Source organism: Pseudomonas protegens (assembly GCF_013407925.2).
Classification (GTDB): Bacteria; Pseudomonadota; Gammaproteobacteria; order Pseudomonadales; family Pseudomonadaceae; genus Aquipseudomonas; species Aquipseudomonas fluorescens_AP.
Genome location: NZ_CP060201.1, coordinates 1,436,486 through 1,456,925, shown reverse-complemented (window position 1 = coordinate 1,456,925; position 20,440 = coordinate 1,436,486). Strand labels below are relative to the sequence as shown.

Here is a 20,440-nt window from a genome sequence, read left to right as displayed (position 1 = left end):
GGGTCGCGGGGACGGATGGCCGGTCGGCTCTAGAACGGCACCTTGCCCAGGATTATGTCGCGGTACATGACGAAGTCCCCCAGCAGGCTGTACAGCGGATGCTGAAAGGTGGCCGGGCGATTTTTCTCGAAGAAGAAATGCCCGATCCAGGCAAAGCCATAGCCGGCCACCGGCAGCGCCAGCAACAGCAGCCAGGCTCCCTTGCCGATGGCCAGGGCCAGGAGGAAGATCACCAGGCTGGTGCCGATAAAGTGCAGGCGACGGCAGGTGCTGTCGCTGTGTTCGCTCAGGTAATAGGGGTAGAACTCGGCGAAGCTGCTGAACTGTCTGATGTTTTCCATGGCCGCGATCTCGGTTGTTTGTTGTTGTGCGGGCGCAAGTTCTGCGGAAGCTTAGGTGAGTCTAGAGTCCCTGGCAGCGCTGGCCAGTGACAATAGGCGCCACTTTAGTATCCTTGGAAAATCGGCCGTAGCATGCGGCTTGTCATGTAAGAAACCCTCATGAGCGAACGAACGACTTCTGCAAGCTGGGCCTTGGGAATAGTCAAGGCTCTGGAGATGGATGGCCTGGACTGCCGCGCTTTGTTCAAGCAGTTGGGGCTCGACTACGGCGCTCTCGAAGATCCCGACGCGCGCTTCCCCCAGGATTCGATGACCCGGCTCTGGCAGCGCGCCGTCGAGTTGTCCGGCAACCCGGCGATTGGCCTGAACATGGGCAAGGTGGTGCGTCCTGCGTCCTTTCATGTGGCCGGTTACGCCTTGATGTCGAGTCGGACCCTGGTGGAAGGCTTTCAGCGTCTGGTGCGCTATCAGCGGATCATCGCCGAAAGCGCCGACCTGAGCTTTCGTCTTTTACCTGAGGGTTATGCGCTGATTCTGACCGTGCATGGTGATCATCTGCCGCCCACCCGGCAAAGCGCGGAGGCCTCGCTGGCCTGTGCGCTGGCCCTGTGCAGCTGGTTGACCGGACGTGCGCTGCAGCCACGCAAGGTGCTGCTGCAGGGCGAGCAGCCCGAGAACGTGCAGCCTTACAAGGAGATGTTCCGTGCTCCGCTGGCATTCGCCGCGCCCTTTGATGCGCTGATCTTCGAACCTGCCGACATGGAGGCGCCGCTGCCCACGGCCAACGAGGCCATGGCCTTGCTGCACGATCGTTTCGCCGGCGAGTACCTGGCGCGCTTCTCGGAAAGCCGGGTGACCCACAAGGCGCGGCAGGTGCTGTGCCGCCTGTTGCCCCAGGGCGAGCCCAAGCGCGAGGTGGTGGCGCAGACCCTGCACCTGTCCCAGCGCACCTTGCAGCGTCGCCTGCAGGAGGAGGGCACCAGCTTCCAGACCCTGCTGGATGACACCCGCCGGGAGTTGGCCGAGCAGTATCTGGCGCAGCCGCGCATGACCTTGCTGGAAATTGCCTACCTGTTGGGGTTCGCCGATCCGAGCAATTTCTTCCGGGCGTTCCGCCGCTGGTTCGACATCACACCCGGTGAGTACCGGGCACGCCTGCTGGCGCTGCCGGGCTCGGTCAATGACGCCAGAACGCCGGAATGCACAACACGAACACCGTGATGATCTCCAGTCGGCCCAGGAGCATGCCCAGGGACAGGATCCACTTGGCGGCATCCGGCAGGGTCGAGAAGTTGCCCGCCGGGCCGATGGTTTCGCCCAGCCCCGGGCCTACGCCGGACACGGTGCTGGCGGCGCCGGTCAGGGCGGTCATCCAGTCCAGGCCCAGCAGCGACAGGGCCAGTGCAATCATGCAGATGGTGATGGCGAAGAAGAACGAGAAGGTCAGGATCGAACGGACGATTTCCTCGTCCAGGCGGTGGCCGTTGTACTTCTGCTTGATCACCGCCCGGGGGTGGATCAGCTGATTGAGGTTGGCCTTGAGCAGGATGTAGGCCACCTGGAAGCGGAAGATCTTGATTCCCCCGGCCGTGGAGCCCGAACAGCCGCCGACGAACCCCAGATAAAAGAACAGCATCAGTGAGAAATTGCCCCAGAGGCTGTAGTCACCCAAGGCGAAGCCGGTGGTGGTGACCACCGAAGTCACGTTCAGCGCCACGTGGCGCAGGGCGTCCAGCCAGTGCAGGTCGGTGGTCCACCAGTACCAGGTGCCCAGCACCAGCCAGGTCACCAGCAGCATGCCGAGCAGGCCCTGGACCTGCTGATCCTTGATCAATGCCTTGCGGTTGCCGCGCAGCGTTGCCACATAGAGGGCGAAGGGCAAGCTGCCAAGAATCATCACCACCACCGCCACCCAGTGCACCGCCGGCTGCTGCCAGTGGGCCAGGGAGTCATCCGAGGTGGAGAAACCGCCGGTGGAGATGGCCGACATGGCGTGGTTGATGGCGTCGAACACGTTCATGCCGGCCCACCAGAACGCCAGGCTGCCGAAGATGGTGATGCCGACGTAGGTGGCGACGATCAGGCGCGCCACCATGTGCGAGCGCGGCATGACCTTTTCCGAGCGGTCCGAGGACTCGGTCTGGAACAGGCGCATGCCACCAATGCGCAGCAGCGGCAGGATCGCCACCGCCATGCCGATAAAGCCGATGCCCCCCAGCCAGTGCAGCATCGAGCGCCAGATCAGGATGCCCGGGGACATGCTGTCCAGGCCGCTGAGCACGGTGGCACCGGTGGCGGTGATGCCGGACATGCTTTCGAAGAACGAATCGGTGTAGCTGATGTGCTGGGTCAGCAGGAACGGCAGGGCGGCGAAGATGCACACCACCACCCAGCTGGACACCGTCAGCAGGTACATGTCTCGCGGGCGCAGGTGGATGTGCTCGGGGCGCCCCGGGATCACCAGGGCCAGCCCGGCGATGAAGGTGATCATGCTGGCCCAGAGGAAGGACGGCAGGTCGCCGGTGCGTTCGAAGATCACCAGTGTCGCCATCGGTACCACCATGGCGATGGCCAGGGTGATGAGGAAGATGCCGATGATGAAGCCAATGATTCTTAAAGTCGGCAACGCCATGTATTGCGCTCGGGCTGGTAGCTGAAGGGCGCTCATTCTACCTGCGGGGCAGGGCATGTAAACCGGCACCCCGGCGGCAGATGCCGTTAGAATGGCCGGACATTTTTTTCAGGAGGTGGCCGATGGAGGCTCTCGACGCTTTGCTCAACCGTGTTTCCGTGCCGCGCCTGGTGGAGCCCGCGCCCAGCGCCGCGCAGCGCGAGGCACTGTTCGCCGCCGCCCTGCGGGCGCCGGACCACGGGCAATTGCGCCCTTGGCGGTTCCTCACCGTCGAAGGCCAAGCCCGTGAGCAGTTGGGCGAGCTGCTGGTCGAAGCGGTACAGCAGCAGGGCGGCGAGGTGACTCAGGCCGCCTTGGACAAGGCCCGGGCCATGCCCCTGCGTGCACCGCTGGTGGTCGTGGTCGTGGCGCGGTTGCAGGAACACTTCAAGGTGCCCAAGTCCGAGCAATTGCTGGCGGCGGGCTGTGCAGCCCACGGCATTTTGCTGGCGGCCTATGCCCAGGGCATTGGCGCGGTGTGGCGCACCGGCGAGTTGTCCTATTCGCCGCACGTGGCCAAGGGGCTGGGCCTGACTGAAGGGGAAGAGATCATTGCCTTCCTGTACCTGGGGACGCCGCTGAATGAGCCTCGGGTGGCTCCGACAGTCGATACCAGCGAGTTTGTCAGCGCCTGGACCGCCAAAGCCTGATTGGCTCCAGCAGCCTCTTTGTGGCATCGCGGGCAAGCCCGTTACCGCCGGACCTGGCGTTAGCGGCTTGCCCGCGCTGGTTTCAGGCTGGCGCTGGGGCGCCGGGCAGCAGCGGCAATTCCAGGGTGGCGATGAAGCCGCCCTGGGAATGATTGTCCAGTAACAGGCTGCCACCGTGACGCTCCGCCGCCCGGCGGGCAATGGCCAGGCCCAGGCCGTGACCGGGCGCGCTTTGCCCTGGCGCGCGGAAGAACGGCTCACCCAACTGTTTCAGGTGTTCGGCGTCCACCCCCGGCCCGTGGTCGCGCACGCTGATCAGGATCCTGTCGCCCTGACGCCGGGCCTGTACCTGGATCGGCTGTCCTGCGGGGTTGAAGCGCTGGGCGTTGCGCAGCAGGTTGTCCACCGCCCGTTCCAGCATGGTCGGCCAGCCCCGCAGGCTCAGCTGCGGCTGGGCGTCGATCTGCACCTGTTGCTCCGGACAGGCCAGTTGCGCGTCTTTTTGCAGGGTCAGCAACAAGGCATTGAGGTCCACGTCCTCGGCACTGGCGTTGTCCGCGTCGACCCGGGCCAGCACCAGGATCTCGCTGATCAGCGCCTCCAGGCGATCGCATTCCCGGGTCAATCGGGGCCAGAGCCTTTCCCGCTCTTCGGGGGCGGCCCGCTCGGCCAGGGCCAGGGCGATGCGCAGCCGTGCCAGGGGGGAGCGCAGTTCGTGGGACACATCCCGCAGCAACTGGCGCTGGCTGCCAATCAGGCTTTGCAGGCGCGAGCCCATGCGGTTGAAGTCCCGGGCCAGGACGCCGAACTCATCGCGCCGATTGGCCAGGCGCGCCAGGCTGTTCTGCTGATAGCTGGCCTGGCCCAGATCGTGTACCGCGCCGCGCAGGCGGCTCAGCGGGCGGGTGATGGACAAGGTCACCAGCAGGCTGAACAGGGTCAGCACCACCAGGGCGATGGCCAGGGCGCTGAGGGGCCAGGTCAGGCTGTCGCGGTGCCAGGCGTCCAGCTCCGGATGGGGGATGCGGTAGATGAACAGGTAGGTGTCGCCGGTGGTCGGGCTGGTGTATTCCGCGGTCAGGCGGCGCCAGGGCAGGTGCCGGTCGTCATTGTTCTGCCGAGCCTCGAAGGCCGCCGCGCGGCGCGGGAAAGTCCCGCGGACCACCGGGTCGCCGCTCTCATTGAGGACCTGAACATCGATGTGGTACTGGCGCTTGCGCTGCTGGAGGATGTCCTGGGCGGCGTCTTCGCCCTGAGTTTCGTAGGTTTGCGTCCACTCCGAGGTGAGGCTGTTGAGCCCCGGATGGCGGCTGAGGATCCAGGCGTCCTGATTGAGCATGTGCCCGAGCAGGATCGACAACCCGGCAACCAGGGTGATGGCCAGCCAGAAGCTGGCCAGGATGCGCCAGAACAATGAACGCACAGAGACTCCTCGAACGCGAAAGCCCAGTGGCGCGGGCCACTGGGCTGGGGGATGAACGCTAACGCATTATTGCGCTTTTTGCGGTTGTTGCGCTTTCCAGGCCTTGAACTCGGCCCATTCGGCGCGACGTTCCTCTTGTTTCTTGACGATGGCGTCGAACTCTTTCTGCTGCTCGGGCTTGAGCAGGGCGCGGATGTCGGCCTGGGTCTTCTGCTGTTTGGCGGCCAGTTCGTCTTTCATGGCTTTCTGGTCGGCTGGCGAGAGTTTCTCCAGGTATTTTTCCACCACGGCCTTGCGGTCGTGCATTTGCTCGCCCATCAGCTTGCCGATCTGCTGACGTTGCTCACGGCTCAGGTCCAGTTGACCGAAGGGGCCTTTGCCGCGCATGTGCTCGCTGTGCCGAGGGCCGTCCATCGGCCCCATCGGGCCGTTGCCTTCAGGCATGGCCATGGCCACGGTTGGCAGGGCGGCGGCGAACAGCAGGGCGATCAGGGTCTTGCGCATGGTGTGTCTCCTTGTCTCATTCCCGGTAAGTTCCGGATGAGTTCAGGTTACCCAGATCAAGGTCAGCGGCGGTCAGTGGAGGGTAAAGCTTGGGTAAAGACGCCGGGCCGGCGCCCTGACAATGGCGTCGGGACGCGGTTACAGGCTGTAGTAGTAGCCGCGGCTGCGCAGGGCAACGATGCGCGGGCGACCATCGGGATGGGGGCCGATCTTCTTGCGCAGGTTGCTCACGTGCATGTCCAGGCTGCGGTCGTACAGGGTCAGCTTGCGGCCCAGCGCGATCTGCGCCAGTTCCTGCTTGTCCAGCGGCTCGCCGGGTTGCTTGAGCAGGGCCTCCAGCAGGCGACTTTCGGAAACCGTGAGGCTGATGTCCTGTTCGTCGATGGTGGCCACGCCGCGAATCGGGCTGAAGCACAGGTCGCCCAGTTCCAGCTGGCTGGAGGCCGCCACCGGGTGGCTGCGGCGCAGGACGGCGCGCAGGCGGGCGGTGAGTTCGCGAGGGTCGCAAGGCTTGGCCAGATAGTCGTCGGCGCCCAGTTCCAGGCCAAGTATGCGGTCCAGGGGCTCGCCGCGGGCCGAGAGCATCAGCACCGGCAGGTCGGGGTGGTCGTTGCGCAGTTGCTTGAGCAGTTCCAGGCCGCTGCCGTCGGGCAGCATGACGTCCAGCACCACGGCTGCCGGGGCCGCTTCGGCCAGGGCCCGGCGTGCGCTCAGGCCGTCGTGGCAGGCACGTACTTGAAAGCCTTCCTGGCCGAGCCAGCTGCTCAGGAGCTCGCACAGCTCCTGGTCATCATCAATCAGTAACAGGTCGCTCATGAATCACTCAATTTAGCCATTGTCGACGCTTGCGATGCCCACCACTGGCGAAGATACCGCAGAGCAGGGCGATGAGGGCCACGCCGCCGCCGGTGACGAACCATTGCTGCTGATCGGTCAGCAGTCGCGGCACCGGGTTGGCCTGGGCCTCTTTGAGCTGCAGCTTGAGGCGCTGGTTCTCCTGGCGCAAGCGGGCCAGCTGTGGGCTTTCCCGTTCAGCGTCGGCGCTTTGCAATTGTTTGCTCAGCTCTTCTCGCAGGCGCTCGCTTTCTTTCAAGCGTTGCTGCAACTCGGTGATCTGACTGCCGGCGCTCAGGGACAGCGGCGTCGAATGACCGGTTTCCTGGGTTTCTTCGGCAAGGGCCGGAGCCCCGATCGACAACATGACCAACAGCAGACACAGCGGACCTTGGCGCATCGAAACTCCTGATTCCAATCGAGTGTTGGGCAGGTTGTCGGCCGTCAAACGAGAATAATGAGCGATTGAGAACGCGATGGACCCTGAAGGTTCATCGCGCCGGGGAGGATTTACGGCATCGATTGCCTGAACGGCTTGACCAGCACATTGGCGTAGACGCCAGCGCTCACGAAGGGGTCGGCCTCGGCCCAGGCCTGGGCGGCTTCCAGGGATTCGAACTCGGCCACGATAAGGCTGCCGGTGAAACCGGCGGCGCCAGGGTCATTGCTGTCGATCGCTGGGTGCGGGCCGGCCAGCACCACACGCCCTTGCTCCTTGAGTACTTGCAGTCGCTCCAGGTGCGCCGGGCGCGCGGCCAGGCGTTTTTCCAGGGAATTGGCGACGTCTGTGGCAATGATTGCGTAAAGCATGTCAGTCCTCGGTTTTCGGGGTGGTGGGATCGGCGTCATGCAGGTGGCGCGACAGGTAGATGCCCTGGCCCACCAGGAACAATACGGTCATGCCCAGGCTGCCGAAGACCTTGAAGTCGACCCAGATGCTCTGGAACGTGAAGGCGACGAACAGGTTGGCGGCGCCGCAGAACAGGAAGAAGGCGATCCAGGCGATGTTCAGGCGGGTCCATACCGGCTCAGGCAGGGTCAGGGCGTGGCCCATGATGCGCTTGATCAGCAGGCGGTCGCCGATGAAATGGCTGCCGATGAAGGCCAGGGCGAACAGCCAGTTGACCACCGGGGCTTTCCATTTGAGGAAGGTTTCGCTGTGGAAGGCCAGGGTCAGGCTGCCGAAGACCAGGCAGGCGACCAGGGTCAGCCACTGGCTCTTTTCCAGTTTGCGCTGGGAAATGAACAGCGCGCCGTACACCACCAGGGAACTGATGATCAGCACCGCCGTGGCGCTGTAGATGCCGCCCACGCTGACTTCGTGCCCAGCCAGGTCGACGACTCGGGGATCAATTTTGTAGACGATGAAAAACAGGAACAGCGGGATGAAGTCGATGAATTGTTTCACAGTGGCAGCCAGAAGCAGGATGTGGCGGCATAATAACAAACATCCTTGGTCGCGAAAGCGCCAGCTGACTTGAGGTTTTAACATCCTGTGAATGTCGATTTGCACTGCCATAGCACGGCCTCCGACGGCGCCCTGGCGCCCGCGGTTCTGGTTGCGCGTGCGTACGAGAGAGGCGTGCGAATCCTGTCCCTGACCGACCACGACACCCTCGAGGGGCTGGACGAGGCTCGTCAGGCAGCGGCGCAACTGGGCATGCAGTTGGTCAACGGCGTCGAGCTGTCCTGCACCTGGGGCGGCGCCACTATTCATGTGCTGGGCTACGGATTCGATACCCGAGCCCCGGCCCTGGTGACCGCCATCGAGAAACTTCACGCGGGGCGCTGGCTGCGTTCCGAGGAGATCAGCCGCAAGCTGGCCCTCAAAGGCATGCCGGGCGCCTTGGAAGGCGCCCGGGCCATCCAGCAGGAACTGGGCGACAGCGGCAACGCCCCGGCGCGGCCGCATTTTGCCGATTACCTGGTGCGTGCCGGCTTCGTCAAGGACCGCGCCGAAGCCTTCCGCAAGTGGCTGGGGGCGGGAAAGCTGGGTGACGTCAAGCTGCACTGGCCCACCCTGGAGGAAACGGTCGGCACCCTGCGCGAGGCCGGTGCCTGGGTCAGCCTGGCCCATCCCTGGCACTACGATTTCACCCGCAGCAAGCGTCGCCGTCTGATTGCCGACTATATTCAAGCCGGTGGTCATGCCATTGAAGTGGTCAATGGCCATCAACCTGCGGAGCAAGTGGGCAGTCTGGCTATTCTTGCTCGTGAATTCGGACTGCTGGTCAGCGCCGGCAGTGACTTTCATGGTCCAGGAGGCTGGTCCGAGATCGGCGAATACCGTCCGGTCCCCGAGGATCTGCCGCCGCTATGGTGTCGCTTCAAACATGAGCCAATTATTGCCGCCTGAACAGGTAGAGACAGTGAGTCAATTTTTCCAGATCCACCCGGAAAACCCCCAGCCGCGCCTGATCAAACAGGCCGTCGAGATCATCCGTGGCGGTGGCGTGGTGATCTATCCCACCGATTCGTCCTACGCCGTCGCCTGCCAGATGGGCGACAAGGCCGCGATCGAGCGGGTGCGCCGCTTGCGCCAGCTGGACGACAAGCACAACTTCGCGCTGATCTGCAGCGACCTCTCGCAGTTGGGCCTGTTCGCCAAGATCGACACCGGCACCTTCCGCCTGCTCAAGGCCCATGTGCCGGGGCCCTATACCTTTATTCTCAACGCCACTCGGGAGGTGCCGCGCCTGCTGTTGCACCCCAAGCGCCGCACCATCGGCCTGCGGGTGCCGAGCAACCCGATTGCCCTGGCGCTGCTGGCCGAGCTGGGCGAGCCGCTGATGAGCGTCAGCCTGATCATGCCCGGCGACACCGAGGCCCTGAGCGATCCCTACGAGATGCGCCAACTGCTGGAGCACCAGGTGGACCTGATCATCGACGGCGGCTTTGGCAGCACCGAGTCGTCCACGGTGATCAGCCTGGCCGACGGTGAGCCGGAAGTGATCCGCGTCGGTTGCGGCGACCCAGCGCCGTTCATGGCCGAGGCCTAGATGTCCGCAGTAGAAACCGTCGACGAACAGGCCGGCGCCCAACAGGAGCTGCCCTTCGCCATGGTCTACGGCCAGGCGGTCATGGAAATGCCCCTGGACCTGTACATCCCCCCGGATGCCCTGGAAGTCTTCCTCGAAGCCTTCGAAGGCCCGCTGGACCTGCTGCTGTACCTGATCCGCAAGCAGAACATCAACATCCTCGATATCCCGGTGGCGGAAATCACCCGCCAGTACATGGGTTATGTGGAACTGATGCAGTCGGTGCGCCTGGAGCTGGCCGCCGAGTACCTGGTGATGGCGGCGATGCTGGCCGAGATCAAATCGCGCATGCTGCTGCCGCGTTCCGCCGAGGTCGAGGAAGAAGAGGACGATCCGCGCGCCGAACTGATTCGCCGCCTGCAGGAGTACGAGCGCTTCAAGGCCGCCGCCGAAGGCATCGATGGCCTGAGCCGGGTCGGCCGCGACGTGGTGGTGCCCAAGCTCGATGCGCCCGAGGCCCGGGTGCGCAAGCTGTTGCCGGATGTGGCCCTGGAAGAGTTGCTGATGTCCATGGCCGAGGTGCTGCGCCGTGGCGACATGTTCGAAAGCCATCAGGTCAGCCGCGAGGCCTTGTCCACCCGCGAGCGCATGAGCGATGTGCTGGAGCGGCTCAAGGGCGGCGGTTTCGTGCCCTTTGTCGAGCTGTTCACCGCCGAGGAAGGGCGCCTGGGGGTGGTGGTGACCTTCATGGCGATCCTCGAACTGGTCAAGGAATCCCTGGTCGAGCTGGTGCAGAATGAGCCCTTTGCGGCCATCCACGTACGGGCACGCGCCGAATAACGAGCTTAAATCATGAACCTGAATGAACCCCGCGAGCTGGCTTCCCTGCTCGAAGCCTTTCTGTTGGCCTCGGGAAAACCCCAGTCCCTGGAACGTCTGTTCGAGCTCTTCGAAGAAGCCGAGCGGCCGGACCCGGCCGTCTTCAAGAAGGCCCTGACCCTGCTCGGCAAATCCTGCGAGGGGCGGGCCTTCGAACTCAAGGAAGTGGCTTCCGGCTATCGCCTGCAGATCCGCGAAAAGTTCGCGCCCTGGGTCGGCCGCCTGTGGGAGGAGCGCCCGCAGCGCTACTCCCGTGCCCTGCTGGAAACCATGGCCCTGATCGCCTACCGCCAGCCCATCACCCGCGGCGAGATCGAGGACGTGCGTGGCGTGGCGGTCAACAGCAACATCGTCAAGACTCTGCTGGAGCGCGAGTGGATTCGGGTGGTGGGCTACCGCGATGTGCCGGGCAAACCGGCGATGTTCGCCACCACCAAGGCCTTTCTCGACCATTTCAACCTGAAGAACCTCGACGACCTGCCGCCCCAGGCCGAACTGCGGGAGATCGAGGCCGAGCCGGTGCTGGAGTTCGATGACGCCCCCGTGCCCGAGCACCTGCAGCAACTGGCCGACGCCAGCGCCGAGCAGGAGGAGCCCAAGGAGGAAACCAGCTTCCATACCCTGTTGCTGGAGCTGGATTCGATGGAAGAGGGGATCAAGACCGACTTCGACGACCTGCATCGCGATGCTCCGGTAGCGCTGGAACAGGGGGAGCAGCAAGAACCGGTGCTGGATCTCCCCCAGGAAGAGGTTCAGGCCGAAGCTGACATCCCCGTTGATGAAGCCGATGAACTCCCGGTCGAGCCCGAGGATGAGCCGCTGCTCGACGCGCAGGACGATGTGCTGGGTGTCGCCGAGGCCCGGGCCAAGTTGCTGGCCGCGGTAGCCGCGCTGGAACCTTCTGCACCGGAGCTGAGTGAAGAAGAGGCCGAAGCCCTGGCCGAAGCCATCGAAAACGAACGCCGCCTGCTGGACGACTGATCTTGTAGGAGCTGGCTTGCCAGCGAAGGCGTCAACCGGTTCGGTGCAAGGCCTGCGGCCTTCTTCGCCAGCAAGCCGGCCCTGCGCTGCATCACCGGTGGGCGGAAAAAAAACGGGCGGCGACTTATCAACTAGTCTGTGATGCGCAATCGCCGCCATGAGCGTATGATTCGCGACCCTTTGGCGATCCCTTCGCCACAGAACCTGTTTTCACGTCTTCAGGCCGCTCAAGCCTGAAGCGCTACACCGGGAGGTGCCCAGATGAGCGATACCGATCAGAACGACCAGGAAATCCGTCCAGCCGGCGAGAAACTGCAGAAAGTCCTCGCCCGCATCGGCGTCGGCTCGCGCCGCGACGTCGAGTCCTGGATCAGCCAGGGCCGGATCAAGGTCAACGGCAAAGAGGCCACCCTGGGCCTGCGCGTTGACCTGCATGACGCCATTTCCATCGATGGCAAGGTGATCAAGCGCGAAGAGGCCGCCGAATCGGTGCGCCGCGTGATCATGTACAACAAGCCCGACGGCGAGATCTGCACCCGTGACGACCCGGAAGGCCGTCCGACCGTGTTCGACAAGCTGCCGCGTCCGCGCGAAGGCCGCTGGATCAACATCGGCCGCCTGGACATCAACACCACCGGCTTGCTGATGTTCACCACCGACGGTGAGCTGGCCAACCGCCTGATGCACCCGTCCTACGAGATGGACCGCGAGTACGCGGTGCGTGTGCGCGGCGAAGTCGACGACGAGATGATCGAGCGCCTCAAGGCCGGGGTCATGCTCGAAGACGGCCCGGCCAAGTTCACCGACATCCAGCAGGCGCCCGGTGGCGAAGGCTTCAACCACTGGTATCACTGCGTGGTGATGGAAGGTCGCAACCGTGAAGTGCGTCGCCTGTGGGAATCCCAGGGCCTGGTGGTCAGCCGCCTGAAGCGCGTGCGCTTCGGTCCGGTGTTCCTCAACTCCGACCTGCCGATGGGCCGCTGGCGCGAAATGAGCCAGTACGAAGTCGACGTGCTCAGCGCCGAAGTCGGCCTGACCCCGGTGGCCTTGCCGCAGCTCAACGCCAAGTCCAAGGACAAGCTGGAGCGCATGCAGCGTAAATCCTCGCGTCCGGTGGGCAAGAGCGAGCGCGTGCGCACCCTGCGTCCGGCCAACGGTGCAGCGGCCAACCCGCGTGTCTCCCGTGAGCCGCAGATCGAAGGCGAGCGCCCAGGGCGCAAGCCGGCGGCCCGTCAGGATGGCGAGCGCGCTCCACGCGCGCCGCGCCCGGCCACTGGCCGTGGCACCCCGGTAGCCGAGCGTCCGGCGGACACCAAGCGCCCGGCCAAGCCGGCATCGAAGTCCAAGCGTCCCAGCCTGGTGCTGGACAAGGACGCGCCGTCCGGCAAGCGTCGTGGCGCCCCGGCCGGCACGGGCCAGCGTCCTGGCTTCGGTCGTCGCAAGCCGGAGTAAGCTTCGGCCCGCCGACAAGAACGCCAACCCTCGGGTTGGCGTTTTTTTTTTGCCTGCAACTGCGTAGCAGCCAGCTTGCCGGCGAATAGGCTCTCACCTCCTGGGCAAGGCTTGTGATCGCCTTCGCTGGCCAGCCAGCTCCGACACAAGCCAGCGTCTACGCAAGGAGGGTTAAAAGGCGAACTGGCCGTCGAACACCGGCTTGTTGTCCACCGCCAGCACTCCTGAGCTGAAGATCAGATCCAGGTGGTGGCTGCCCTTGGCGCTGCCTCCCAGCCCCAGGTGCAGGCCGCAGTGGCGTTCCTCGAAGCCGGAATTGCGCCCGTAGAGGGACTTGATGCCCTCGTTGGTGCCGATGCCCAGCTCCTCGATGCGCCGGTTGGACGGGTTGGCATCCAGGTATTTGTTGAAGTCATTGGCCAGCCCGGGCACCTCGGTGGCAACGCGGGTGATGGTCGAGTTGTCGATCCACAGCTCCAGCGGTGCCTGCAGTACCCCGTATTTGCGGGCAAAGGGGATGGTGCTGAGGAAGGTCCCGAGAAACTTCACATGACCGTTGATGGCCTCGCTGTGGGTCGCGATTTCCCCGGGTGCCAGGTCGTAGTTGCCGACGCCGTTGATGTCGGTCCATTTCTTCACGCTGCTCAAGGGCGCTTCGAAATAGGAGCCCTGGGGGTCGCTGAAGCTCAGGATCGAGGCCTGGGACAGGCGGCGGATCAAGGTGGCGTTGAGGTCGGCGATACGCTGCGGCTCGACGCTGAAGGTGTCGTAGAAGTACTCGCCGTAATCCTTGAACAGCAGCGACTTCTTCCAGTGTTCGGCCATCAACCCGTGCAGCGGGCGGAGAAATTCCGGGCCGTCGGGGCGCGGCTGGGCCAGGGTCGAGGAGTCGTAGAAAAAAATGTACAGGTCGCAGTCGATGATCGCCCGGGCCAGGCGTTCGGCCGGCTCAAGGTCCAGGCGCAGGGCGCTGAGCGCCAGCGGCGTGGCCTGGTGCGACTGTTCGATGATGGCGCTGACCATGGCCTGGTAGTCGGCGGTGTGGCCGATCACCACCTGCGGCGCCCGGGCGTTGCTCAGGGCCGGGTGGCGTTCGAGGTAGTACAGGAAATGGCGGATGGCGCGGCTCTGGTCCATAAAACCTCCCTGGAGGACAAAGGTGACCGGAGCAGGCGCACGGCCCGCTCCGGTCCGGGCGCCTTACATCGGCCACATCGCCGTGCCGAACGGCACCACGGCGTCGGCCTGCATCATTTCCACGGCCGCATCATGAGTGGCCGCTTCGAACCACTCGTCCAGTTGCAGTTCGGTTTCCAGGTCTTGTTCCAGTGTTTGCATGGTGACTCTCCTAGATGACATAGCGCATAGCAGTCCATTGGCGGAGCGGTTCAACAGCGCTGAACGGGATGCTTGCAAAGGCTGCCCAGCCGCTCCTCGTACCTGTCGGACGAGGCATCCGGCAAGTGGCTGGAAACCTAGTTCAGGGCATTTTGAAGTGCAAAAAAATAATTAGATTATTTTCTACTGAACTTTATTTTCTATTTTTTGCGCGGAATATTTTTCGCCTGAAAACAAAAAGCTGAGGCCTTCCCGGGGCCGCCGTGGCCAGCGCGTCAATTTGCAGTCGCGGGGCCGGATGATCTGTCCCGGCAAGTTGGCGTTACGCGTTGTAAAGAAAAAATTACGAAATGTTGCGTGTTGCGCCCTGAAACCGCGCAGGTCACGGCGCTGTAAGGAAAAGCTGCCGCCGGGCCGTGAGCTTCCCGCTTGCCGAGGCTCTGGCCCGCTTGTTCCAGAGCGCCAAGGCGGGTGAGATGCACACCTGCCTGCGTACAGGTGCATAACAAGAAGGAGGCGCAATGAACGCCGTAACCGACTTTCACCGACACCCTTCGAAGGGCGATGGTCATCGCACCTTCATCGACGACCCCACGCGGTCCGTCCCATGTTCCGCCGCCGATGTCGAGCATCGAGCAGGCCCCGCAAGATCCCGGTTACCGGCACGCTGATACAGCAGTGTCTGGCGGCAGGGGGTCAGGGGTGTACAATGCGCGGCGTTTTAACTGTGACCCAACTGCGTACCCGCGCATTTTGCGTCTGCGCCGCGCGTTTCAGCCTGCCCCGAGGGCGCTGAAAGCACCGCTGCCGGGCCAATAAACTCAAGGTTATCCACCTTGTTCACTCCGCCGCGTCACGAGCGTGGTGGGTTCGATTTCGTCACAGATAAAAACAAACAGGTGACGCATGACCGTTAGAAAAACGCTGAATTTCGGGTGCCTGCGCTGGGGTTTGCTCCGCGCCGCTTAAGCCTCACCGGGCGGCAACGTCTTGCAAACATCATCAAACCTTGCGTGAGAACCTTTTCATGAGTGGACAAAACTCGCATTCGGGCGAGCTGAAACGCGGCCTGAAAAATCGTCATATTCAACTGATCGCCCTGGGCGGCGCGATCGGCACCGGTTTGTTCCTGGGCTCGGCCGGGGTACTCAAATCCGCCGGTCCGTCGATGATCCTCGGCTACGCCATCTGCGGTTTCATCGCCTTCATGATCATGCGCCAACTGGGCGAGATGATCGTCGAAGAGCCGGTGGCCGGTTCTTTCAGCCACTTCGCCCACAAATACTGGGGCGGCTTCGCCGGTTTCCTTTCCGGCTGGAACTGCTGGATTCTCTACATCCTGGTGGGCATGTCGGAGCTGACCGCGGTCGGCAAGTACGTGCACTACTGGTGGCCGGACGTCCCGACCTGGGCCTCGGCGGCGGTGTTCTTCGTGATGATCAACGCCATCAACCTGGCCAACGTCAAGGTGTTCGGCGAGGCCGAGTTCTGGTTCGCCATTATCAAGGTGGTGGCCATCGTCGGCATGATCGCCCTGGGCAGCTACCTGCTGGTTAGCGGTAACGGCGGCCCGCAGGCCTCGGTGAGCAACCTCTGGTCCCATGGCGGCTTCTTCCCCAATGGGGTCAACGGTCTGGTGATGGCCATGGCGATCATCATGTTCTCCTTCGGCGGCCTGGAAATGCTCGGCTTCACCGCCGCTGAAGCCGACAAGCCGAAGACCGTGATCCCCAAGGCGATCAATCAGGTGATCTACCGCATCCTGATTTTCTACATCGGCGCCCTGGTGGTGCTGCTGTCGCTGACGCCATGGGACACCCTGCTGGTGACCCTGAACGCCTCTGGCGATGCCTATAGCGGCAGTCCGTTCGTCCAGGTGTTCTCGATGCTGGGCAGCAACACCGCGGCGCACATCCTCAACTTCGTGGTCCTGACTGCAGCGCTGTCGGTGTACAACAGCGGCACCTACTGCAACAGCCGCATGCTGCTGGGCATGGCCGAGCAGGGCGATGCGCCGAAAGTCCTGGCCAAGATCGACAAGCGCGGCGTGCCGGTGATGTCGATCCTCGCCTCGGCGGTGGTGACCTTCGTCGCCGTGGTGCTCAACTACCTGATCCCGCAGCACGCGCTGGAGCTGCTGATGTCCCTGGTGGTGGCGACCCTGGTGATCAACTGGGCGATGATCAGCTACTCGCACTTCAAGTTCCGCCAGCACATGAATCGCACCGGCCAGACCTCGTTGTTCAAGGCCTTGTGGTACCCCTATGGCAACTACATCTGCCTGGCGTTCGTGGTGTTCATCCTCGGCATCATGCTGATGATCCCGGGCATCCAGATTTCGGTGTACGCGATCCCGGTATGGGTGGTGTTCATGTGGGTCTGCTACCTGATCAAGAACAAGCGCAGTGCCCAGCAACCGCTGCAGGCGGCCAGTGCTTCGCTGAAGTAAGTGCGGCCCTGGCCATGACTAACCCGGCTGCGGCCGGGTTTTTCATGCCTGTGATTTTTCTGCGGGTTGAGATCGCTTGCGCCGGCCAGCGAAGAGGCCCGCCAGAGCCGGGGGAATGGGGGTATCCTGTGCGCCCTGAAGACGGATTCCTGTTCCATGCTGGTGATTTCCAACAACGTGCATCTGCCGGATGCCGAGATCGAGCTGACCGCCATCCGCGCCCAGGGCGCCGGTGGGCAGAACGTCAACAAGGTGTCCAGCGCGGTGCATCTGCGCTTCGACATTCCGGCCTCGTCCTTGCCGCCGTTCTACAAGGAGCGGCTGCTGGCGCTGCGCGACAGTCGCATCACCAGTGATGGCGTGATCATTCTCAAGGCCCAGCAATACCGCACCCAGGAGCAAAACCGCGCCGATGCCCTGGAGCGTCTCACCGAGCTGATCCTCAGCGCCATCAAGGTGGAAAAGAAACGCCGCCCGACCAAACCGACCCTGGGTTCGAAGAAGCGTCGGCTGGAGAGCAAGGCCAAGCGCGGCAACATCAAGGCCGGTCGCGGCAAGGTGGACTTCTAGCCGAGCGCGCGTTCCTTGCGTTGCCTGGGTGCCTGACGGTACAGGTACAGGCTCAGTACCAGGCCGCTGCAGGCGGCGATGGCGGCGAAGAGGAAGATCGAGGCAAAGCCGAAGCCGGCGGCAATCGCCCCGGCCAGGGGCCCGGTGATGCCCAGCGACAGGTCGATGAACAGCGAGTAGGCGCCCACCGCCGCGCCACGGCTGGAGGCCGGCACCAGGTTCACCGCTTCCACCCCCAGCGCCGGGAACACCAGAGAGAAGCCGAAGCCGCTCAAGGCCGCGCCAGCCAGTGCCCAGTGGGCGTCGGGGGCCTGCCACAGCAGCAACAGGCCGAGGGTTTCCACCGACAGGCAGGCGATCGCCACGCGAAAGCCGCCGAGGCGGTTGATCAGGTTGCCGAACAGCAAGCGCGCACCGATGAAGCTGGCGCCGAACAGGCTCAGGCACAGCACCGCGTTGTCCCAGTGCTGGGTGGCGTAGTACAGGGTGATGAAGGTGGCGATGGTGCCAAAGCCTATGGAGCCCAGGGCCAGGCCGCAGCCGTGGGGAAAGACTTTGCCCAGCACATGGATGAAGGGCAGGCGTTCGCCGGCGACGATCGGCGCCGCGAGTTTTGGCCAGGCCAGCAGCAGGCCGAGCACGGCCAGCAGGATGATGCTCACGCCCATGCTCCACAAGCCGAGATGATCGACCAGCCAGGCGCCCAGGGGCGCGCCGATGGCCAGGGCGCCGTAGCTGGCGATGCCGTTCCAGGAAATTACCTTGGCGGTGTTGGCCGCGCCGACCCGACCGATGCCCCAGCCAATCGAACCCGAGCCCACCAGGCTTTCCGCGCTGCCCAGCACCAGGCGGCCAGTCAGCAGGCTGAGCAGGCTCAGGATCGGCAGGTGTTGCAGCCAGGCCGAGAGCAGCATGAACACGCCGCTTAGTCCGCAGCCGGCCAGGCCGTACATGACTGCGCGCTTGCTGCCCAGGTTGTCGATGATGCGTCCGGCGTAGGGGCGGCTGAGCAGGGTGGCCAGGTATTGCACGCTGATCACCAGGCCGGCGATCACCGCGCCAAAACCCAGATCGCTGTGCACATAGCCCGGCAGCACCGCCAGGGGAATGCCGACATTCAGGTAGCCGATAAAGGTGAACAGGACGATGGAGACGACTTGCAGCGTGACCGCCAAGGGGCGCTGGGAATCTGGCATGGGGATGGGTCCACGGCGACAGCTGAATAGATAGGCTGCTTATGATACCGATGTGGACGCTGGCGCAGGGGGAGAATTCGACGCGTTGTGCAGATCTTTCGGGCCAGGGTTTTGACTCAGGCGTCGTTGTCTTGCAGCAGGCGCGTGGTGACCAGGGCGGCGATAGCGTTTTCCTGGGTGCCGAAACGGGCCAGCAGGGCGGCCTGTCTTGGCGCGCTCAGGCGGTTCCACACCTCGATCATTTTTTCCGCGGTGCCGATCAGCACGCTGGCCTGGGTTTCGCTGAAGGAGTCGGTCATGGCTGGGTAGGGCTCGGGGGGGGGAGGTTTCAGGCGGTGTGGAAAGCGCTTGAGTAGCGCTTTCCACACGGTCTGGTTACAGCGTTTTTCAGTCGTCGCTGTCGGCCTTGCGGCTGTCGGCGGCTTCTTGCACTACAGGCTTTTCAGCGCTGGCTTGGGGCGGGGTGGTCTGCTCAGTTTCGTGCAGGCTTGGGAAGGGGAGATTCGGGATCTCATGCATGTCGTTGCTCCTCGCAAAGTCTGTTTTTTAAATCGCTGGGTAGGTCCGCGCTTTTAAAAAGCCTGGGCAGGATACAGCAGTACAAATGACAGAAAGATTTTTATTTCCCCTAGGTTGAGGGTTATTGGTCGGCTTTCGTGTGCTTTGGCGGCCCATGAACCTGCACTTGCGCGCCGGCCACGGCGGCCCTGTGCGGCGCCGCACAGGGCGCGGCACTGGGCTGGTTGCCTAGGGTTGTGGTGGGCTGACGATGATCTTGCCGATCATCTGTGGGTGCAGGACGCAGAAGTACTGGTAGGTGCCGGGGGTATCGAATTGGTAGGAAAAACGGTCGTTGGTGTCCAGTGCCGCGGAACGGAACAGCTTGTGGGTTTCAGTCACCGTGTGCGGTATCTGGTCGTCATTGACCCAGGTGACCCGGGTGCCCGCGGTGATTTGCACATCCTGGGGGTTGTACATGAACGCGCGGATATCGATCGTCACCTCCTCGGCCCAGGCGGGTGTTGCCAGGCAGCCCAGAAGCAGCAGTGTGAGCCATGTCTTCATCGCACGAGGACCTCAGACCAGGGTGGAGTCGAGCAGGGCCAGGGGATGCTCGCCCTGGGTCGCGCGGACATCGGTGATGCCCAGGTAATTGCGCAACTGGTCGGCGGCCACGGTCATCGGCCCGGGGTTGGCCGCGGCGCCGGGAGCCGGTTGCGGGTAGGCCGTGCCGCGAGCGGTATGGAAAGTGATGTTGCCCTCGACCTTTTGGATGACCTGGTGGATATGGCCGTTGAGGACGGTCACCGAGCCGAAGCGGCGCAACAGGGCGATGGCCTGGTCGCCGTCTTCGGTGCCCCAGCCCCAGGGCTGGTAGATGGTCCACAACGGGATATGGGTGAAGACCACGATTGGCGTGCTGCTGGCCACTGCCCGCAGGTCATCCGCCAGCCAGGCCAGTTGCTCGGCGCCCAGGCTGGCTTCATGACCGGGCTGCAGGTTGAAGACATTCACCAGGGCAATGAAGTGCACGCCTTGCTGGTCGAAGCTGTACCAGCCGTTACCCCGGGTGCCCTTGCCATAGCGTTGCAGGTAGAGCTGGCCGCCGCCTTCATCCAGGGTGTCATGCTCGCCCGGTACGTAGTGCACGGTGGACGGCAGGCCCTTGAGCAATTGGGCGGCGGTGTCGAACTCTTCGGCTCGGGACAGGTGGGTGATGTCCCCGGTGTGGAGGATCAGCGCGGGCCGCTTGGGCAGGGCAATGACCTTGTCGATGGCTACTTGCAGGGTCTTCACCGGTTCCGGGTTGGCTTCCTTGTTGAAGCCGATATGCGAATCGCTGATCTGCACGAAATGAAAGCTGCTGTTCAGGACGCTGGGGTCGCTCGGTTGGCCTGCCTGGTCCAGGGCGAAGGCACGAGGAATTCCTCCGCTCAAGGCCCAGATGACGCCGGCGCCGGCCCAGGCCGAGCACTTGAGCAGGGTGCGCCGGTCGGGATTCTGCGGGCCTTCGGTGGCTTGGGTATGCGATGTGGCAGGAGTGTCCATGGTGCGCCCTCGGTAGCGGTCTACAGTGATGGGTCTCACATCTGTAAAACCGCGCGGTGCCGGGCTTTATTCCGGGGAAGGCGAATTTTTATTTCGGGAATAAAACGCCGGCTTTCACCGTTATA

General features: G+C 63.6%; 25 protein-coding genes. 9 read left to right on the top strand and 16 right to left on the bottom strand.

What is annotated here, in order from left to right:
• Positions 1-29: 29 nt before the first annotated feature.
• Positions 30-341 carry a DUF962 domain-containing protein gene (locus GGI48_RS06850; RefSeq protein ID WP_179597583.1) on the bottom strand — a complete coding sequence of 104 codons (312 nt, stop codon included), beginning with the start codon at positions 339-341 and terminating at the stop codon, positions 30-32.
• A 159-nt stretch (positions 342-500) separates the two neighbouring features.
• On the opposite strand from GGI48_RS06850, the gene GGI48_RS06845 reads away from it, so the two are divergent.
• The gene (locus GGI48_RS06845) at positions 501-1,562 is read left to right on the top strand and encodes an AraC family transcriptional regulator (RefSeq protein ID WP_179597581.1); all 1,062 of its coding nucleotides are present in this window, start codon (positions 501-503) and stop codon (positions 1,560-1,562) included.
• Here GGI48_RS06845 and GGI48_RS06840 read toward each other — a convergent pair.
• Positions 1,519-2,973, bottom strand: a complete 1,455-nt coding sequence (locus GGI48_RS06840) for a TrkH family potassium uptake protein (protein ID WP_016962638.1) — start codon at positions 2,971-2,973, stop codon at positions 1,519-1,521. The genes GGI48_RS06845 and GGI48_RS06840 overlap by 44 nt on opposite strands.
• Before the next feature lie 122 nt (positions 2,974-3,095).
• Between GGI48_RS06840 and GGI48_RS06835 the strand changes: the two genes are divergently transcribed.
• Positions 3,096-3,662 (top strand): NAD(P)H nitroreductase, encoded by a 567-nt coding sequence (locus GGI48_RS06835; RefSeq protein ID WP_047302619.1) that lies wholly within the window; start codon positions 3,096-3,098, stop codon positions 3,660-3,662.
• 82 nt (positions 3,663-3,744) lie between these two features.
• Here the strand turns inward: GGI48_RS06835 and GGI48_RS06830 are convergent, their stop codons facing one another.
• From GGI48_RS06830 to GGI48_RS06805, 6 genes are all read right to left on the bottom strand, one after another.
• Positions 3,745-5,085, bottom strand: a complete 1,341-nt coding sequence (locus GGI48_RS06830) for a sensor histidine kinase (RefSeq protein WP_047302621.1) — start codon at positions 5,083-5,085, stop codon at positions 3,745-3,747.
• 66 nt (positions 5,086-5,151) lie between these two features.
• A complete protein-coding gene (locus GGI48_RS06825) occupies positions 5,152-5,589 on the bottom strand; it encodes an LTXXQ domain-containing protein (RefSeq protein WP_016965847.1) in 438 nt (145 codons plus the stop codon).
• Positions 5,590-5,727: 138 nt separating this feature from the next.
• Positions 5,728-6,405, bottom strand: a complete 678-nt coding sequence (locus tag GGI48_RS06820) for a response regulator transcription factor (RefSeq protein WP_016965848.1) — start codon at positions 6,403-6,405, stop codon at positions 5,728-5,730.
• A 7-nt stretch (positions 6,406-6,412) separates the two neighbouring features.
• Positions 6,413-6,823, bottom strand: a complete 411-nt coding sequence (locus GGI48_RS06815) for a translation initiation factor 2 (protein ID WP_016965849.1) — start codon at positions 6,821-6,823, stop codon at positions 6,413-6,415.
• 110 nt (positions 6,824-6,933) lie between these two features.
• Positions 6,934-7,233: a YciI family protein gene (locus tag GGI48_RS06810; protein ID WP_179597579.1), complete on the bottom strand. Its 300-nt coding sequence runs from the start codon at positions 7,231-7,233 to the stop codon at positions 6,934-6,936.
• A 1-nt stretch (position 7,234) separates the two neighbouring features.
• On the bottom strand, positions 7,235-7,831 hold the full coding sequence (locus tag GGI48_RS06805) for a septation protein A (protein WP_016965851.1): 597 nt from the start codon (positions 7,829-7,831) through the stop codon (positions 7,235-7,237).
• An 87-nt stretch (positions 7,832-7,918) separates the two neighbouring features.
• On the opposite strand from GGI48_RS06805, the gene GGI48_RS06800 reads away from it, so the two are divergent.
• The 5 genes from GGI48_RS06800 to rluB all read left to right on the top strand — a co-directional run bounded on the left by GGI48_RS06800 (position 7,919) and on the right by rluB (position 12,713).
• Positions 7,919-8,779, top strand: coding sequence for a PHP domain-containing protein (locus GGI48_RS06800; protein WP_016965852.1), 861 nt, complete (start codon positions 7,919-7,921; stop codon positions 8,777-8,779).
• Positions 8,780-8,792: 13 nt separating this feature from the next.
• Positions 8,793-9,422: an L-threonylcarbamoyladenylate synthase gene (locus tag GGI48_RS06795; RefSeq protein ID WP_042941347.1), complete on the top strand. Its 630-nt coding sequence runs from the start codon at positions 8,793-8,795 to the stop codon at positions 9,420-9,422.
• A gap of 120 nt (positions 9,423-9,542) precedes the next feature.
• Positions 9,543-10,241 carry a segregation and condensation protein A gene (locus GGI48_RS06790; RefSeq protein WP_173655933.1) on the top strand — a complete coding sequence of 233 codons (699 nt, stop codon included), beginning with the start codon at positions 9,543-9,545 and terminating at the stop codon, positions 10,239-10,241.
• A gap of 12 nt (positions 10,242-10,253) precedes the next feature.
• A complete protein-coding gene (gene scpB / locus GGI48_RS06785; RefSeq protein ID WP_179597577.1) occupies positions 10,254-11,261 on the top strand; it encodes an SMC-Scp complex subunit ScpB in 1,008 nt (335 codons plus the stop codon).
• Positions 11,262-11,522: 261 nt separating this feature from the next.
• Entirely contained in the window at positions 11,523-12,713 is a 1,191-nt protein-coding gene (gene rluB, locus GGI48_RS06780; RefSeq protein WP_179597575.1) for a 23S rRNA pseudouridine(2605) synthase RluB, read from the top strand.
• 171 nt (positions 12,714-12,884) lie between these two features.
• Here the strand turns inward: rluB and GGI48_RS06775 are convergent, their stop codons facing one another.
• The 3 genes from GGI48_RS06775 to GGI48_RS06765 form a co-directional block, all read right to left on the bottom strand.
• Positions 12,885-13,850: a leucyl aminopeptidase gene (locus tag GGI48_RS06775; protein WP_179597573.1), complete on the bottom strand. Its 966-nt coding sequence runs from the start codon at positions 13,848-13,850 to the stop codon at positions 12,885-12,887.
• 63 nt (positions 13,851-13,913) lie between these two features.
• A complete protein-coding gene (locus GGI48_RS06770; protein WP_016964425.1) occupies positions 13,914-14,051 on the bottom strand; it encodes a hypothetical protein in 138 nt (45 codons plus the stop codon).
• 275 nt (positions 14,052-14,326) lie between these two features.
• The gene (locus tag GGI48_RS06765) at positions 14,327-14,683 is read right to left on the bottom strand and encodes a hypothetical protein (RefSeq protein ID WP_179597571.1); all 357 of its coding nucleotides are present in this window, start codon (positions 14,681-14,683) and stop codon (positions 14,327-14,329) included.
• 395 nt (positions 14,684-15,078) lie between these two features.
• On the opposite strand from GGI48_RS06765, the gene GGI48_RS06760 reads away from it, so the two are divergent.
• Positions 15,079-16,500, top strand: coding sequence for an amino acid permease (locus GGI48_RS06760; RefSeq protein ID WP_016964426.1), 1,422 nt, complete (start codon positions 15,079-15,081; stop codon positions 16,498-16,500).
• A gap of 156 nt (positions 16,501-16,656) precedes the next feature.
• The gene (gene arfB / locus GGI48_RS06755) at positions 16,657-17,070 is read left to right on the top strand and encodes an alternative ribosome rescue aminoacyl-tRNA hydrolase ArfB (protein ID WP_016964427.1); all 414 of its coding nucleotides are present in this window, start codon (positions 16,657-16,659) and stop codon (positions 17,068-17,070) included.
• Here arfB and GGI48_RS06750 read toward each other — a convergent pair.
• The 5 genes from GGI48_RS06750 to GGI48_RS06735 form a co-directional block, all read right to left on the bottom strand.
• Positions 17,067-18,266 (bottom strand): MFS transporter, encoded by a 1,200-nt coding sequence (locus GGI48_RS06750; RefSeq protein WP_016964428.1) that lies wholly within the window; start codon positions 18,264-18,266, stop codon positions 17,067-17,069. The two genes, arfB and GGI48_RS06750, sit on opposite strands and share 4 nt — an antisense overlap.
• A gap of 116 nt (positions 18,267-18,382) precedes the next feature.
• Positions 18,383-18,565 (bottom strand): hypothetical protein, encoded by a 183-nt coding sequence (locus GGI48_RS06745; protein ID WP_016964429.1) that lies wholly within the window; start codon positions 18,563-18,565, stop codon positions 18,383-18,385.
• Between the two features lie 88 nt (positions 18,566-18,653).
• A complete protein-coding gene (locus GGI48_RS31120) occupies positions 18,654-18,785 on the bottom strand; it encodes a hypothetical protein (protein WP_016964430.1) in 132 nt (43 codons plus the stop codon).
• A gap of 228 nt (positions 18,786-19,013) precedes the next feature.
• A complete protein-coding gene (locus GGI48_RS06740) occupies positions 19,014-19,331 on the bottom strand; it encodes a plastocyanin/azurin family copper-binding protein (RefSeq protein ID WP_016964431.1) in 318 nt (105 codons plus the stop codon).
• Between the two features lie 12 nt (positions 19,332-19,343).
• Positions 19,344-20,315 (bottom strand): metallophosphoesterase family protein, encoded by a 972-nt coding sequence (locus GGI48_RS06735; protein ID WP_179597569.1) that lies wholly within the window; start codon positions 20,313-20,315, stop codon positions 19,344-19,346.
• Positions 20,316-20,440 lie beyond the last annotated feature (125 nt).